Below are 13,980 nucleotides of genomic sequence, written 5' to 3'. Positions count from 1 at the left end.
GCCGATGACCGTATTTTCCGAGCCTCGTGAGACCGTTGCGCGCCGTGTCGGCGCGCGTGACGGCAGTCGCGGTCCGGCCAGGGCGCTGTTGCTGGCGCTTCTCGGAACCCTGTTCGTCACCATGATGGGCCTGCGCGGCTCCGCCGGCACCGGCATTCCGAATTCCGACGATCTCGTTCGCCTCGTCGAGGTGCGCGATCTTCTCGCCGGCCAGAGCTGGTTCGACCTGACCCAGTACCGGCTCGGCCTCGACGGCGGCACGCTGATGCACTGGTCGCGTCTCGTCGACGCGCCGATCGCGGCGATCGTCGCGGTCGCGACCTGGATCACCGGCGACGCCGCATTCGGCGAGGCGGCGGCAAAGATCCTCTGGCCCGCCACGACGGTGTTTGTCGCCCTCATGGCCCTGATGACGGCTTGCGCGCGCACCGGCAATACGGCCCACCGGCTCCCGGTCGCGGTGATCGGCGCCGTCGCGATCTGGACGATCGGTGTCTTCGCGCCTGGCGCGCTCGACCATCACAACATCCAGGTGTCGTTGTCGTTGTGGTTGTTGGCGCTGCTCCTGCCAGGCAGCCGCCCCGTCGCCTCCTATGCGGCCGCCGGCCTTGTCGCGGTCGCCATGCTGGCGATTGGCATGGAGGTCCTGCCCTACGTCGCCACAGCGGGCGCCGTCGTCTCGCTCGGTTACGTCGCCGGATCCGTGACGCCGGTTCAGGCGCGTGCGTTCGGTGCAACTGTAGCCGTCTCCGCCGCCGGCATTTTCCTGGCCACCGTCGCGCCGCGCAACTGGGCGGCAAGTGCCTGCGACGCCTATTCCTCTTTCCACCTCGTCACCGGCATGACCGGCGGGCTCGGCCTTGCCGCGGTGACCTTCCTGCCGCGCGGTCCGGCGTTGCGCGCCGCGGGCATTGCGGTCCTGGTGGCGGGCTTTCTCGCGGTCGTCGCGCTGTTCTTCCCCCATTGCCTCGACAACCCGCTTGCCTCGCTCGATCCGCGCCTGAAGACCTTCTGGCTGGAAGGCGTCGTCGAGACCCGGTCACTGGCCGATCTGTGGGCAAGCGACCCCTTCGCGATCTTCGGCCTTTACGGTATGGCCGTTTGCGCGTTTGTGCTGTCGCTCGTCGCGATGGCGGCCGGCCGCCCCCTGCCGCGCGGCCAGGCGGTCGTGTTCGCCGCCTTCCTCGCGATGGGCATCGCGGTCACGGCCTGGCAGCAGCGCGGCTTTACCTTTGCCGCCGCCTTCGCCGTTCTGCCGCTCGGCTTCTGGATAGGCCGGATGCGCGCCGCGATGCCGGCGAAACGCTCGGCCGGCGACACCCTGCGCCTGGCCGGCGCATGGCTGGTGTCGATTAATCTCGTCTGGTGGATCGGCGGCGCGCAGGCCGCGCAGCTGTTTTCCGCCGCGCCGACGCTGCAGGAGCAGGCCGCCACCGCCTCGGCGCGCGATTATTGCTATACGCCGGATCTCTACGCGCCGCTCGCCGCCGAACCCGATGGCGTTGTTCTCGGTGCGACCGACATCGGCGCAAGCATCCTGCTTTACACGCATCATCGCGCCATCGCCGGGCCCTATCATCGCAACATGGCGGGCAATCTCTTTCTCATCGACACCATGCTGGCGGCGCCGGAAACCGCGCGCGCCATGCTGCATGACAAGGGCGTCACGATCGTCGCCGACTGCGTCAATGCGGCGGACGGCAAGGATTTCATCCGCGCCGCGCCACACGGTTTCCAGGCGTCCCTGCGCAGCGGACAGATTCCGGACTGGCTGGAGCCGGTCAAGTCGACGCTCGGCGAGCCACTGGTGCTTTACCGGGTCCGGCGGTGAGCAATGCGGGCGGCATGGCCGGATGCCCGGGTCTTGGTGCGGTCCGCAAATCAGTTTACGGTCGGGACCACTATCTCGGGCGATCGGCGCAAGAAGGCAGCTTGATGATGAACCTTGGAATTCCAGCCGGATTTTCCGGCGTCTCCCTGCGCAAGGCGGTTTCCGCCCTCGTCGTCGCCACGGCGGCAGTTACCGCCGGGTGCGGTGGCGCCGCGGCCCAGCAGGCAGCCAAGCAACTCTTCGGGCGCGCCTCCCTGCCGACGGTATCGGCGCCCGCCTCCTATGGCTTTTATTCCAAGGGCTGCGTCGCCGGCGCGGTCGCCATGCCCGTCGACGGGCCGACCTGGCAGGTCATGCGGCTTGAACGCAATCGCCGCTGGGGCCATCCGAAACTGATCTCGCTGTTGCAGAAATTGTCGCGCGAGGCAGTGCAGGACGGCTGGCCGGGGCTCCTGATCGGCGATATTTCGCAGCCGCGCGGCGGACCGATGCTGTCCGGCCACGCCTCGCACCAGATCGGCCTCGACGCCGATATCTGGCTGACGCCGATGCCGAACCGCCGGCTTTCCGTCGCCGAGCGCGCCAACATGTCGGCGGTCTCGATGCTGAAGAAGAATTCGCTCTACGTCGATCCGAAGAAATGGTCCCCGGCACGCGGCAAACTGCTCGCCCGCGCCGCCTCCTATCCGGAGGTCCAGCGCATCTTCGTCCATCCGGGCATCAAGAAGGCGATGTGCGACACCTACGGCGCGTCGCACGCCAACGATTACTGGATGAACAAGCTGCGGCCCTATTGGGGCCACTACTACCACTTCCACGTCCGCCTTTTTTGCCAGGACGGCTCGCCGGGCTGCAAGCCGCAGCAATCGACCGGTTCGGGCAATGGCTGCGGCAAGAGCCTCGCCTGGTGGTTCACCTCCGAGCCGTGGGCGCCGAAGAAACCGAAATCCGGCAAGAAGCCCGCCAAGCCCCATGTCGTGACGCTGAACGACCTGCCCAAAGCCTGCGCCGCCGTGCTCGAAGCGCCGGCGCCCGCCGATGCGTCGCTGGTGACACTGACCGCCGGATACGATCCCGAAATGGCGCGCGCCACGGCGGTGCCTGTTCCGGCCCTGTCGCGGATGGCGGCGTCGCGATTGCCGGTGATCCCTCCGATCCCGGCCAAGCGGCCGAATTAGGCGGTCGCCGCCGATTTCGGTCTTTTATCCGTCCGGCATTTGGATTATGCCGGTTCAAACGATTTAAGCGCGCATGACGCTGACGTGAAGGCGTTGACGCGGCTGGCCATTGTTTATGACATCGCACTCGCGTTAAACCGGAAGTCAACCGGATTGCTGCTTGCGTCCTTGCCGGCGCTGGAGGAAGGAGAGGCCCATGCCTGACGGTCATTCGGAAACAGAGGTGAGAATGCCGTTTCCCGTTCTGATCGCTGATATCGGCGGCACCAATGCGCGGTTTGCGATCGTTGTCGATTCCAATGCCGAGCCGAAGCGCTTCCCCTCCATCAAGACCGCCGATTTTGCAACGCTGGATGCGGCGATCCAGCAGGTCGTGCTCGACAAGACTTCGATCATGCCGCGCTCGGCAGTGCTCGCCGTCGCCGGTCCGATCGACGGCGACGAGATCGACCTGACAAATTGCGACTGGATCGTCCGGCCGAAACGGCTGATTTCGGATCTTGGTTTCAGCGATGTCCTGGTGATGAATGATTACGAGGCCCAGGCGCTTGCCGTCGTCGCCCTCGATGCCGAATATCTCAAGCCCATCGGCGGTGGTACCCGGGTGACATCCGCCAATCGCGTTGTCATCGGCCCGGGAACCGGACTGGGCGTCGCCGGCATCGTCCACGGCGCCAACACCTGGATTCCGGTTGCCGGCGAGGGCGGCCATGTCGATCTCGGCCCGCGCACCGAACGCGACTATGCGATCTTTCCGCATCTCGAAACGATCGGCGGCCGGGTTTCCGGCGAACAGATCCTGTGCGGGCGCGGCATGGTCAATCTGTATCAGGCGATCGCCAAGGCCGACGGCCGGCCGGCCCTGTTGTCGAAGCCGGAAGACATCACCTCTGCGTCCTTCGACGGTAGCGACACCGTCGCCGTCGAGGCGGTCCAGCTGTTCATCGAGTATCTCGCGCGCGTCGCCGGCGACATGGCGCTGGTCTTCATGGCGCGGGGCGGCATCTATCTCACCGGCGGCATCACCCAGAAGATCTTGCCGGTTCTGGACGAGCAACGGTTCCGCGCCGCCTTCGACAACAAGGAGCCGCACCGCAACCTTCTGGAGCAGACGCCGGTTTACGTGATCATGCACGATCAGGCGCCGCTCGAGGGCTTGTCGGCTTTTGCCCGCATGCCGGGGCGGTTTGGCGTTGATGTGGCCGGCCGCTGGTGGCAGGAAGACTGAAGGCAACACTGACCGGAACGCGCACATCACCGGTATCATTTCGCAAATGCGTCATGTATAGGTCGCGCGGTTTTCAAGACAGCACGATACGGAAAAGCCGTTGAGCGGAAAACAGAGAAACGTTTTGGTGACGGCGGAGAATGCCTTTCCGCTGCTCAAGCGGGTCATCGCCGAGAACGGTCGCGAATATCGATGGACCTACGCGTTCACGATCCTCTGCCTCCTTCTGGTGGCGGGAACGACGGCGTTTTCGGCCTGGATCATGCGCGACGTGATCAACGAGATCTTCTACCGCCGCCGCGAGGACCTGATCTGGCTGATCTGCGGTGCCGTCTTTGCCGCCTTTCTGATCCGCGGTCTTGCCAGCTACATGCAGGCGATCCTGCTTCAGCGTATCGGCAACGACATCGTCGCCCGCTACCAGAAACGCGTTTTCGCCAAACTGCTCGATCTCGGCGTCAATTTTTTCTCCGATGCCCGTTCCGGTGCGCTCGCCGCGCGCATCAACCAGAACATCGGCGGCATTCGCGATATCCTGTCGGTCACGGTCACCTCGGTCGCGCGCGACCTCGTGTCGCTTGTCGGTCTTGTCGGCGTCATGGTGTCGCAGGACTGGCTCCTGTCGCTGATCGCGCTTCTGATCGCGCCGCCGCTGATCCTGTCCGTCGTCTATGTTTCGCGCCGTATCCGCGGTGTCGTGCACGAAACGGTCCTGCTCAATTCGCATGTCATCGGGACCATGCAGGAAGTCGCGCAAGGCATCACCGTGGTGAAGGCCTTCACCATGGAAAACCAGTTGTCGTCGCGCATCGGCGGGCTGATCGACCGGGCGCATGAACGCGCCGACAAGCTGGCAAGTATTTCCGAACGCGTCACGCCGCTCTCCGACATTCTGGCCGGCCTCGCCATTGCCGGCGTCATTGCCTATGGCGGTGTTCGCGCCATCAACGCTGACCAGCCGCCGGGCTCGGTTCTCTCTTTCATTACCGCGCTGATGCTGGCCTACGAACCGGCCAAGCGGCTTGCGCGCCTGCAGGTGAACCTCGAGCGCGCCATGGTCAATGCGCGCATGATCTATGAACTGCTCGATATGGATGTCCGTCAGAGTGACGTCCCCGGCGCGTCAAAGCTGGAAGTCTCGGCTGGCCGGATTGAATTCGACCGCGTCGATTTCGCCTATCACGAAGGCAATCCGGTTTTGCACGAACTGTCCTTTGTCGCCGAGCCCGGCAAGACGACGGCGATCGTCGGGGCGTCGGGCGCCGGCAAGTCGACCGTGATCGGGCTTCTGCAGCGCTTCTACGATCCGGCGGGCGGGATGATCGCCATCGACGGGCAGGACATCGGCCAGGTGACCAAGGCGTCGCTGCGCGGCGCCATCGCCTATGTTTCGCAGCAGCCCTACCTCTTCGAGGGATCGATCCGCGACAACATCCGCTATGGCCGTCCGGACGCGACCGACGCCGAAACCGAGGAGGCCGCGCGCCTCGCCAATGCCGAGGACTTCGTCCTCGCCCAGCCGCAGGGCTACGACACGCCGGTCGGCGAGAACGGTGTCACGCTTTCCGGCGGCCAGCGCCAGCGCCTGTCGATCGCCCGCGCGATCGTGCGCAACGCGCCGATCCTGCTCCTCGACGAGGCGACATCGGCGCTCGACAACGATTCCGAAAAGCTCGTCCAGGATGCGCTCGACCGGGTCATGAAGGGCCGCACGACGATCGTCATCGCCCACCGCCTGTCCACCGTGGTCGACGCCGACAAGATCATCGTCATGGAGGCCGGACGCGTCGTCGAAACCGGAATCCATTCCTCGCTGATCCGCAAGAAGGGCGGGATTTATGCCCGCTTCTACGCACTCCAGGGCGAGCGCGCGCCGGATTTGCTTGAAAATCCGGCCGCTAAACCGGAAGAAGACGCTGCACCGGCCGAACCGAAGGACAACAGCCGGCGCCGTCGCAAGACAGGATAGAACCGATGGATACGATGCGCATCGCCATTGTCGGCGCAGGCGGCCGCATGGGCCGCAATCTCGTCCGCGCCATCGCGGAAACCGACGGCGCCGAACTTGCCGGCGGACTCGAACGCGAGGGATCGCCGCAGATCGGCGCCGATTGCGGCGTTCTTGCAGGCCTTGAGCCCAACGGCGTGACGGTGACGGCCAGCATGGACGAAGCCTTCGGCGCCGCCGACGCGATCCTCGACTTCACCGCCCCGGCGGCGACTGTGGTGACCGCCGGCCATGCTGCCGACAATGGCATCGTCCACGTCATCGGCACCACCGGCATGTCGGCGGACGACGATGCCGTCATCGCCGAGGCCGCGAAAAAGACGGCCATCGTCAAGTCCGGCAACATGAGCATGGGCGTCATCCTGCTCTCGGTGCTGGTCGAGGAAGCCGCGCGGGCGCTCGAAGCCGCCGACTGGGATCTCGAAGTCCTCGAAATGCATCACCGCCACAAGGTCGACGCGCCGTCGGGCACCGCGCTTATGCTCGGCGCCGCGGCCGCGAAGGGGCGCGGCATCGATCTCGAAAAGAACGCCGTGCGCGTGCGCGACGGCCACACCGGCGCCCGCCAGACGGGCTCGATCGGTTTCGCCACCCTGCGCGGCGGCTCCGTCGTCGGCGACCATTCCGTCATTCTGGCGGGGCCGGGCGAGCGCGTCACGCTCTCCCACCATGCCGAGGACCGGATGATTTTCGCGCGCGGCGCGGTCAAGGCCGCGCTCTGGGCAAAGGGCCGCGAACCCGGCCTCTATTCCATGTATGACGTGCTGGGCCTCGCCCGGTAACAACGACGCAAGACCGACAAGAAAGACCGACAAAGAGGAACCCGTTCATGTCCGGTACAATGGTTCTGGTCCGCCACGGCCAAAGCGAGTGGAACAAGCTCAATCTCTTCACCGGCTGGCGCGACCCCGGTCTCACCGAGCTCGGCATCGAGGAGGCGGAAGAGGGCGCGAAGGCGCTGAAGGATTACGGCATCAAGTTCGACATTGCCTTCACCTCGGTCCTCAAGCGTGCCGAGAAGACCTGCCAGATCATTCTCGACATCATCGGCCAGCCGGACCTGGAGACGATCCACGACCAGGCGCTCAACGAGCGCAATTACGGCGATCTCGCCGGCCTCAACAAGGACGATGCCCGCGCCAAATGGGGCGAGGACCAGGTCCATGTCTGGCGCCGGTCCTACGACGTGCCGCCGCCCGGCGACGACGGCGAGAGCCTGAAGGATACCGGCGCCCGCGTCTGGCCCTATTACATGATGGAAATCCTGCCGCGCGTGCTGCGCGGCGAAAAGGTGCTCGTCGCCGCCCACGGCAACTCGCTGCGCGCCCTCGTCATGATCCTCGACCGCATGACTTCCGACGAGATCACCAGGCTCAATCTCGCGACCGGCGTGCCGATGGTCTACAAGCTCAATCCCGATTCTACCGTCGCATCCAAGGAAATCCTCGGCGACATGTCCGGCGCGCACTGAGGACAGGCCAGGGTGGACGGCTTGCTAACCCAGCTGCACGTGCACTGGCCGCACATGGCGCTGGTCTTCACGGCGTTCGTCGTCGCCACAGCGAGCCCGGGGCCTGCGGTTCTCGGCATCATGGCGACCTCGATGGCGGCTGGCCGGAAGGCGGGGATGATGTTCGCTGCCGGCGTGCTGACCGGCTCCATGACATGGGCGCTTCTTGCCGCCATAGGGCTGTCGGCATGGCTCCGGGCTTTCGCCATCGGCCTCGTCGTCCTGAAGGTTGCTGGCGGGCTCTATCTCCTGTGGCTCGCGTTGAAGTCCTTGCGGTCGATGCTGACGGCCGGCTCCGGCGATCTCCCGGCGGCCCCGACCGCGACGCTTGTGCAGTATTATAGGCGTGGCGCGCTCTTGCACCTGACCAATCCGAAGGCGATCCTCGCCTGGATCGCCATTGTCGGCATCACGCAGTCCGATGGCGGCAACGGCGCGGCGCTTGTGTTTACGCTGGCGGGCTGCTTCCTGCTGGGCATCGTCGTCTTTCAGGGCTATGCGGTGATTTTCGCGAGCCGGGTGATGATGCGCCAGTACCTGAAATTGCGCCGCTACATAGAGGGCGCGCTCGCCGCCGTCTTCGGATATGCGGGCATTCGCCTGATCGCGAGCTAGGATTCAGTCCGTGCAGAGCTGCCCGGCTTCCCAGCCGAGGATGGCCCGCTTGCGCGTCAGGCCCCAGTGATAGCCGGTCAGCGCGCCGGATTTTCCGACCGCGCGGTGGCACGGCACCACGAAGGAGATCGGATTGGCCCCGACCGCCGCGCCGACGGCGCGCGGCGCGTCCGGCCTGCCGATCCTTGTCGCGATATCGGAATAGGCGAGCGCCTTGCCCATCGGGATCTTCAGGAGCGCGTTCCACACCGACACCTGGAAATCCGTGCCGATGAGCACCACGCGCAGCGGCTTGTCGGCGCGCCAGTTGGCCGGGTCGAAGATCCGCGCCGCATAAGGCACGGTCGCGCTCATGTCCTCGATATAGGACGCATTCGGCCAGCGGCCCGTCATGTCTTCCAGAGCGGCGCGCTCGCCGCCCGGATCGCAAAAGGCGAGACCCGCAAGTCCGCGTTCGGTCACCATCACCAGCGCCAGCCCGAACGGGCAGACATGGAAGCCGTAGCGCAGCGTCAGGCCGGCGCCTTTCGTCTTGTATTCGCCGGGCGACATTGCCTCATGCGTCACGAACAGATCGTGCAGTCGGCCCGGTCCGGACAGGCCCACTTCGTAGGCCGTGTCGAGTAGCGGCAGGTCGCTGGCGAGCAGCCGGCGCGCATGATCGAGCGTGACCGCCTGCAAAAAACCCTTCGGCGACAGCCCGGCCCAGCGGGTGAACAGTTTCTGCAGCGCCGTCGGCTCCATCCCGACGGAAGCCGCCAGCTCTTCCAGCGACGGCTGGTCGCGATAATTCTCGGAGATATCCTCGATCACTCGGCGCACGATCTCGTAGTCGGCGCCGGCGGTGATTTCGTCGGTCAGGACGGTTTGCGGCTGTGTCATGGCATTCATGGCGAAATCCTCTTGCTAGCGGACTCCATCACGAAGATGACGGCCCTGCCACCCGATTCTTGCCGTGCGGATCTATCGGCGTGCGGCCGCCAGCGCGTGGCTGAACGCGTCCGCGAAGCTTTCGCGGTCGTCCGGATTGAGGAACGAACCGATCGGCGTCGTGCGCCCCTCGCCGGTCACCCGCATCGCGGTGATGCCGATTTCCTTGTGCCGGTCGACCTGGAACCGGGCCCAGAACGGGTTGTAGCGGTGATCGGTCGCCCGTCCGGCCGGGTTGATCTTGCGGATCAAGAGCTCCGAACGCGAAACGCGCACTTCCTCATGCGCCCGCGCCGCTCGGTAATTAAGCTTGAAGGCGACATAGAGCGCGACGAGGTCGAGGCCGCAGAAGGTGGCGATCGGCCACGCGCCCGTGACGAAGAAGAAGAGCGCCTGCACGAACAGCACGCCGCCCGCCATGATCATCAGGATCGTGAATCCGTTCCTGGAAAGCGAGCGGTGCGGTGTCAGCAGCGCGGAAAACAGGGGTCGTTCCGCGTGGTCCTCGTCGGCGCCATGTTCATGCGTTGTGTCGGTCATGACGGGTCATTATAGGGGACGGATGCAAAAGCCAAAGTCCAAAATTGCCGCAGGGGCGGCCGGAAAAGCCGGGCCGGGAGCCAAGTCGGAAGCCAGGCCGAAACCGCGCAAGCGCCGGCCGGCGCGCACGAAATACACAAAAGACGAAATCCACGAGATCTTCCGCCGTTTTTCGGTGCAGCGGCCCGAGCCGAAGGGCGAACTGGCCCATGTCAATCCGTTCACGCTCGTCGTCGCCGTCGCGTTGTCGGCGCAGGCGACCGATGCCGGCGTCAACAAGGCGACGAGGGAACTCTTCAAGATCGCCGACACGCCGCAGAAAATGCTGGCGCTCGGCGAGACGAAGCTCGGAGACCATATCCGCACCATCGGGCTCTGGCGCAACAAGGCGAAGAACGTGATCGCCCTGTCGCAGAAACTGGTCGACGAGTTCGGCGGCGAAGTGCCGCGTACCCGCGAGGAACTGGTCACGCTGCCGGGCGTCGGCCGCAAGACCGCCAATGTGGTCATGTCGATGGCCTTCGGCATCCCGACCATGGCCGTCGACACCCATATCTTCCGCATCGCCAACCGCATCGGCCTCGCGCCGGGCAAGACGCCGGACGAGGTCGAGGCGACGCTGATGCGGGTGATCCCGGACGAGTATCTCTTCCACGCCCACCACTGGCTGATCCTGCACGGGCGTTATTGCTGCAAGGCGCGCAAGCCCGAATGCGAGGCCTGCGTCATCGCCGATATCTGCAAGTCGAAGGAAAAGACCACCGATATTCCTGCGCCGCTGGTCGAGCTGCCGCAGCAGGTGATTGGCTAGGAAAACAGGTCAGGCCGGCTGGCGTTGCGAATAGGCCCTTGTACGTGACGCTTCACGCGCCTGGATCGCCTTGTGCAGATGCACCATCAGCGCCGCGCCGAAGAGCGGCGTCAGGATGTTGAGGAGAGGCACGGCGAGGAACGCCGCGATCACCAGCCCCGCGCCGAAGATCGTACCGGCATATTTCGAGCGCAGCATGCGCACATGCTCTTCACCGGCAAACCGCAGTGCGGCGAATTCGAAGAATTCGCGCCCCAGCAGGTAGCCGTTGACGACGAAGAAGGCGACGAGGTTGATCCCCGGAACGAGCAGCAGGATCAGCGCCACGATATTGCCGAGGATGACGACGCCCGTGAACTTGGCCGCAAGCCAGATGCCTTCGGCGATCGGCATCGCTTTTCCGGGAGGATCGTCCGGATATTCCGACTTTTCGAGGCTGTCGGCCGCGTCGTCGAGAAAGATGCCGGCGATCAGCGCGCTGACCGGGCCGAGCAGGAAGGCAAGCGCCGCCGCCAGTCCCGCGCCGGCCGCGACGAGGGCGAAAAACGAGATCCAGCCGGTCCATTGCGGCAGCTTGAAATCGAACTGGAACAGGTTTTCCACCCACGGCAGCGCCAGATGGGTAAAGCCCGAGGAAATCGCGAACCATGCCGCAACCAGCGCCAGAATGGTCAGCCCGAGCGTTTTCCAGAACACGCCACGCATGCCCGGATCGGCCAGCGAGCGCAGTGCTTTCGTCGCGGAGGAAAAGATCATGCGAAGGAGATGGCGATGCCTGCGCCGATTCGCAAGATGCGTCTTTTCATCGCCCGGCCTTCTCAAGCGGGTTCTGAGAGGCTAAACGCCGAAAGAACGAAACTTCCGGGGAACCCATGTCCGAATTTGACGTCCTTTGCATCGGCAACGCCATTGTCGACATCATCGCGCGTGCCGAAGACGATTTTCTGCACGAAAACGACATCATCAAGGGTGCAATGAACCTGATCGACGCCGAGCGCGCCGAACTGCTCTACGATCGCATGGGCCCGGCGGTGGAAGCCTCGGGCGGCAGCGCCGGCAACACGGCCGCGGGCGTCGCCAGCTTCGGCGCGCGCGCCGCCTATTTCGGCAAGGTCTGCGAGGATCATCTCGGCGGTATCTATCGCCACGATATCCGCGCCCAGGGCGTCGCTTTCGACACCCGTCCGCTGAACGGTTTTCCGCCCACCGCGCGCTCGATGATCTTCGTGACGCCGGACGGCGAGCGCTCGATGAACACCTATCTCGGCGCCTGCGTCGAACTCGGCCCCGAGGACATCGAGGAAGACAAGGTCGCCGGCTCCAAGGTCACCTTCTTCGAGGGCTATCTGTGGGATCCGCCGCGCGCCAAGGACGCGATTCGAAAAGCGTCTGAGATTGCCCATGCCAATGGCCGCGAGATGTCGATGACGCTGTCCGACCCGTTCTGCGTCGACCGCTATCGCGACGAGTTCCTCGACCTGATGCGTTCCGGCACGGTCGATATCGTCTTCGCCAACGAGGACGAGGCGAAATCGCTCTACCAGACGGCGGATTTCGAGACCGCCATCGCGGCGATGCGCGAGGATTGCAAGCTTGCCATCGTGACCCGCTCGGAAAAGGGCTCGGTCGCCATGCGCGGCAACGAAACCGCCAGCGTATCGGCGCACGAGATCAACGAACTGGTCGATTCCACCGGTGCCGGCGATCTCTATGCCGCGGGCTTCCTGTTCGGCTATACGGCAGGCCGCTCGCTGGAGGACTGCGCCCATCTGGGCTCGATCGCCGCGTCCATCGTCATCCAGCAGATCGGCCCGCGCCCGCAGGTCTCGTTGCGCCAGGCGGCGATCGACGCCGGCCGGTTGAAGGGCTGACACGAAAAGGGCCGGATTTCCGGCCCTTTCTTCCTTCAGATCGCCCGCTCAGTTGAACTTGAAGCTCAACCGTGCCCGCACCGTGTGGGAATCGGTATCGACGGTGCCGGGATTGAACGCATCGATATGGTGATAGAGGTAGTCCGCGCCGACGATGACGCGGTCGGTTGCCGCGAAATCGATGCCCGCGCCGGCAACGAGGCCGCCGTCATCTCCTTTCGAACTTCCATTCGACGCCCAGGCGTGGCCGTATCCGATCGTGCCGGTGAAAAGCGCGCGGTCGATCGCGATACCCGCCCGGAACTTGGCATGCGCGACGGCGTCCATATGTGTCGATCCGATCGTCCAGCCGGCTGCGTCGACATCGAATTCGGGACCGAAGACGAACTGTCCGTTCTGCCACAGATATCCGGCATGCACGCCGCCGACCGCGGCGGTGTCGCTGTTGCCGTTGGAGACGTGGAAATTGCCGCCGCCGAGCTGTACGCCGGCATAGAAGCCTTGCCAGCTGTAAACCGGCGGCGCGGCGCTGATATAGTCGTTGTCTGCCGCCTGGGCCGTGAAACCCATGCCCATAAATACTGCGGCGGCTGCGAGAAGTCGGATAATCCTGGTCATGTCCTGCTCCGGAAGATGGTGCCAGTTCATGCAGCCATTCTTCCGGATCGGCGGCCGCGCCGCTGTGCATTCGCACACAGCGCGCACCGGCGGAAAACGTGTCAGGCGTCCTTTTCGGATTCCGGAGTGGGCGCGCCGGGCTCGGCCTCGGCGGTCTGCTTCGGGCCGCCCTTTGCGACGCCGACCATTGCCGGACGCAGCACGCGGTCGCCGATCTGGTAACCGGCCTGCACGACCTGGACGACCGTGTTGTTCGGCACCTCGGGATTGGGCACTTCGAACATCGCCTGGTGGAAGTTCGGATCGAATTTCTGGCCGTCCGGCTCGAGTTTCCGGACGCCGTGGCGTTCCATGGTCGAGTGCATGGAGCGTTCGGTCAGTTCGACGCCTTCCAGCAGGGTCTTCAACGTCTCGTCGGCGGCGGCGCGCTGCTCTTCCGTCACGTGGTCGAGCGCCCGGCGCAGATTGTCGGCGACGCCGAGCATGTCGCGGGCGAAATTGGAGATCGCGAACGCCCGTGCGTCCTTGACCTCGCGTTCCGTGCGCCGGCGCAGGTTCTCCATGTCGGCGGCGAGCCGCAGCAGCCGGTCCTTCATGTCGGTGTTTTCCGACTGGAGATCGACGATCTCCTTCTCGATCACCAGCGCTTCTTCGTCCGCGGTGGCCTCGTCGTCGCTTGAATATTGCTGGTCGCCATTCGCCCAGGCGGATTTCTCGCCGGCGCTTGCCTTTCCACCCTTCTTCAGGATTTCGTCGGCGGCGCGCTTCAGCGCATCCCGGTCCCTGGGGTTGGTGGTTGTGCGCGCGATGTCTTCAGCCGTCTTTTTTTCGTCAGCCATC

At 64.9% G+C, this 13,980-nt stretch carries 14 protein-coding genes and 1 pseudogene; 10 read left to right on the top strand and 5 right to left on the bottom strand.

Annotated features, from left to right (window positions below; genetic code table 11):
• The first annotated feature begins 4 nt into the window (after window positions 1-4).
• The 8 genes and pseudogenes from IG169_RS00935 to IG169_RS00905 all read left to right on the top strand — a co-directional run bounded on the left by IG169_RS00935 (window position 5) and on the right by IG169_RS00905 (window position 8,370).
• Complete coding sequence (locus IG169_RS00935) at window positions 5-1,831, top strand: GtrA family protein (RefSeq protein WP_193174268.1); 1,827 nt, start codon at window positions 5-7, stop codon at window positions 1,829-1,831.
• 104 nt (window positions 1,832-1,935) lie between these two features.
• Complete coding sequence (gene mepA, locus IG169_RS00930) at window positions 1,936-3,009, top strand: penicillin-insensitive murein endopeptidase (protein ID WP_246717045.1); 1,074 nt, start codon at window positions 1,936-1,938, stop codon at window positions 3,007-3,009.
• 72 nt (window positions 3,010-3,081) lie between these two features.
• Window positions 3,082-3,213 (top strand): annotated as a pseudogene (locus IG169_RS23930) (methylglyoxal synthase); the annotation flags it as partial.
• Window positions 3,206-4,237 (top strand): glucokinase, encoded by a 1,032-nt coding sequence (locus IG169_RS00925; RefSeq protein ID WP_193174267.1) that lies wholly within the window; start codon window positions 3,206-3,208, stop codon window positions 4,235-4,237. The pseudogene IG169_RS23930 and the gene IG169_RS00925, both read left to right, overlap by 8 nt.
• Window positions 4,238-4,337: 100 nt before the next feature.
• Window positions 4,338-6,206, top strand: coding sequence for an ABC transporter ATP-binding protein (locus IG169_RS00920; protein ID WP_193174266.1), 1,869 nt, complete (start codon window positions 4,338-4,340; stop codon window positions 6,204-6,206).
• Between the two features lie 5 nt (window positions 6,207-6,211).
• Window positions 6,212-7,027 carry a 4-hydroxy-tetrahydrodipicolinate reductase gene (dapB, locus tag IG169_RS00915; protein ID WP_193174265.1) on the top strand — a complete coding sequence of 272 codons (816 nt, stop codon included), beginning with the start codon at window positions 6,212-6,214 and terminating at the stop codon, window positions 7,025-7,027.
• A 47-nt stretch (window positions 7,028-7,074) separates the two neighbouring features.
• A complete protein-coding gene (locus IG169_RS00910; protein ID WP_193174264.1) occupies window positions 7,075-7,716 on the top strand; it encodes a 2,3-bisphosphoglycerate-dependent phosphoglycerate mutase in 642 nt (213 codons plus the stop codon).
• A gap of 12 nt (window positions 7,717-7,728) precedes the next feature.
• Window positions 7,729-8,370, top strand: a complete 642-nt coding sequence (locus IG169_RS00905) for a LysE family transporter (RefSeq protein WP_193174263.1) — start codon at window positions 7,729-7,731, stop codon at window positions 8,368-8,370.
• 3 nt (window positions 8,371-8,373) lie between these two features.
• Here IG169_RS00905 and IG169_RS00900 read toward each other — a convergent pair whose 3' ends face one another.
• On the bottom strand, window positions 8,374-9,261 hold the full coding sequence (locus IG169_RS00900) for a methylated-DNA--[protein]-cysteine S-methyltransferase (RefSeq protein WP_193174262.1): 888 nt from the start codon (window positions 9,259-9,261) through the stop codon (window positions 8,374-8,376).
• Between the two features lie 72 nt (window positions 9,262-9,333).
• The gene (locus tag IG169_RS00895) at window positions 9,334-9,840 is read right to left on the bottom strand and encodes a DUF2244 domain-containing protein (protein WP_193174261.1); all 507 of its coding nucleotides are present in this window, start codon (window positions 9,838-9,840) and stop codon (window positions 9,334-9,336) included.
• A gap of 22 nt (window positions 9,841-9,862) precedes the next feature.
• On the opposite strand from IG169_RS00895, the gene nth reads away from it, so the two are divergent.
• Entirely contained in the window at window positions 9,863-10,651 is a 789-nt protein-coding gene (gene nth, locus IG169_RS00890; protein ID WP_246717044.1) for an endonuclease III, read from the top strand.
• 9 nt (window positions 10,652-10,660) lie between these two features.
• Here nth and IG169_RS00885 read toward each other — a convergent pair whose 3' ends face one another.
• A complete protein-coding gene (locus tag IG169_RS00885) occupies window positions 10,661-11,407 on the bottom strand; it encodes a sulfate transporter family protein (RefSeq protein WP_193174259.1) in 747 nt (248 codons plus the stop codon).
• A gap of 116 nt (window positions 11,408-11,523) precedes the next feature.
• On the opposite strand from IG169_RS00885, the gene IG169_RS00880 reads away from it, so the two are divergent.
• The gene (locus tag IG169_RS00880; protein WP_193174258.1) at window positions 11,524-12,522 is read left to right on the top strand and encodes an adenosine kinase; all 999 of its coding nucleotides are present in this window, start codon (window positions 11,524-11,526) and stop codon (window positions 12,520-12,522) included.
• Window positions 12,523-12,570: 48 nt separating this feature from the next.
• Here IG169_RS00880 and IG169_RS00875 read toward each other — a convergent pair whose 3' ends face one another.
• Window positions 12,571-13,140 carry an outer membrane protein gene (locus IG169_RS00875; RefSeq protein ID WP_193174257.1) on the bottom strand — a complete coding sequence of 190 codons (570 nt, stop codon included), beginning with the start codon at window positions 13,138-13,140 and terminating at the stop codon, window positions 12,571-12,573.
• A gap of 101 nt (window positions 13,141-13,241) precedes the next feature.
• The gene (gene grpE, locus IG169_RS00870) at window positions 13,242-13,979 is read right to left on the bottom strand and encodes a nucleotide exchange factor GrpE (RefSeq protein WP_193174256.1); all 738 of its coding nucleotides are present in this window, start codon (window positions 13,977-13,979) and stop codon (window positions 13,242-13,244) included.
• Between the last annotated feature and the right edge of the window lies 1 nt (window position 13,980).

This window comes from Oricola nitratireducens (assembly GCF_014904745.1).
GTDB lineage: Bacteria > Pseudomonadota > Alphaproteobacteria > Rhizobiales > Rhizobiaceae > Oricola > Oricola nitratireducens.
This window is presented reverse-complemented; position numbering and strand designations above follow the sequence as displayed.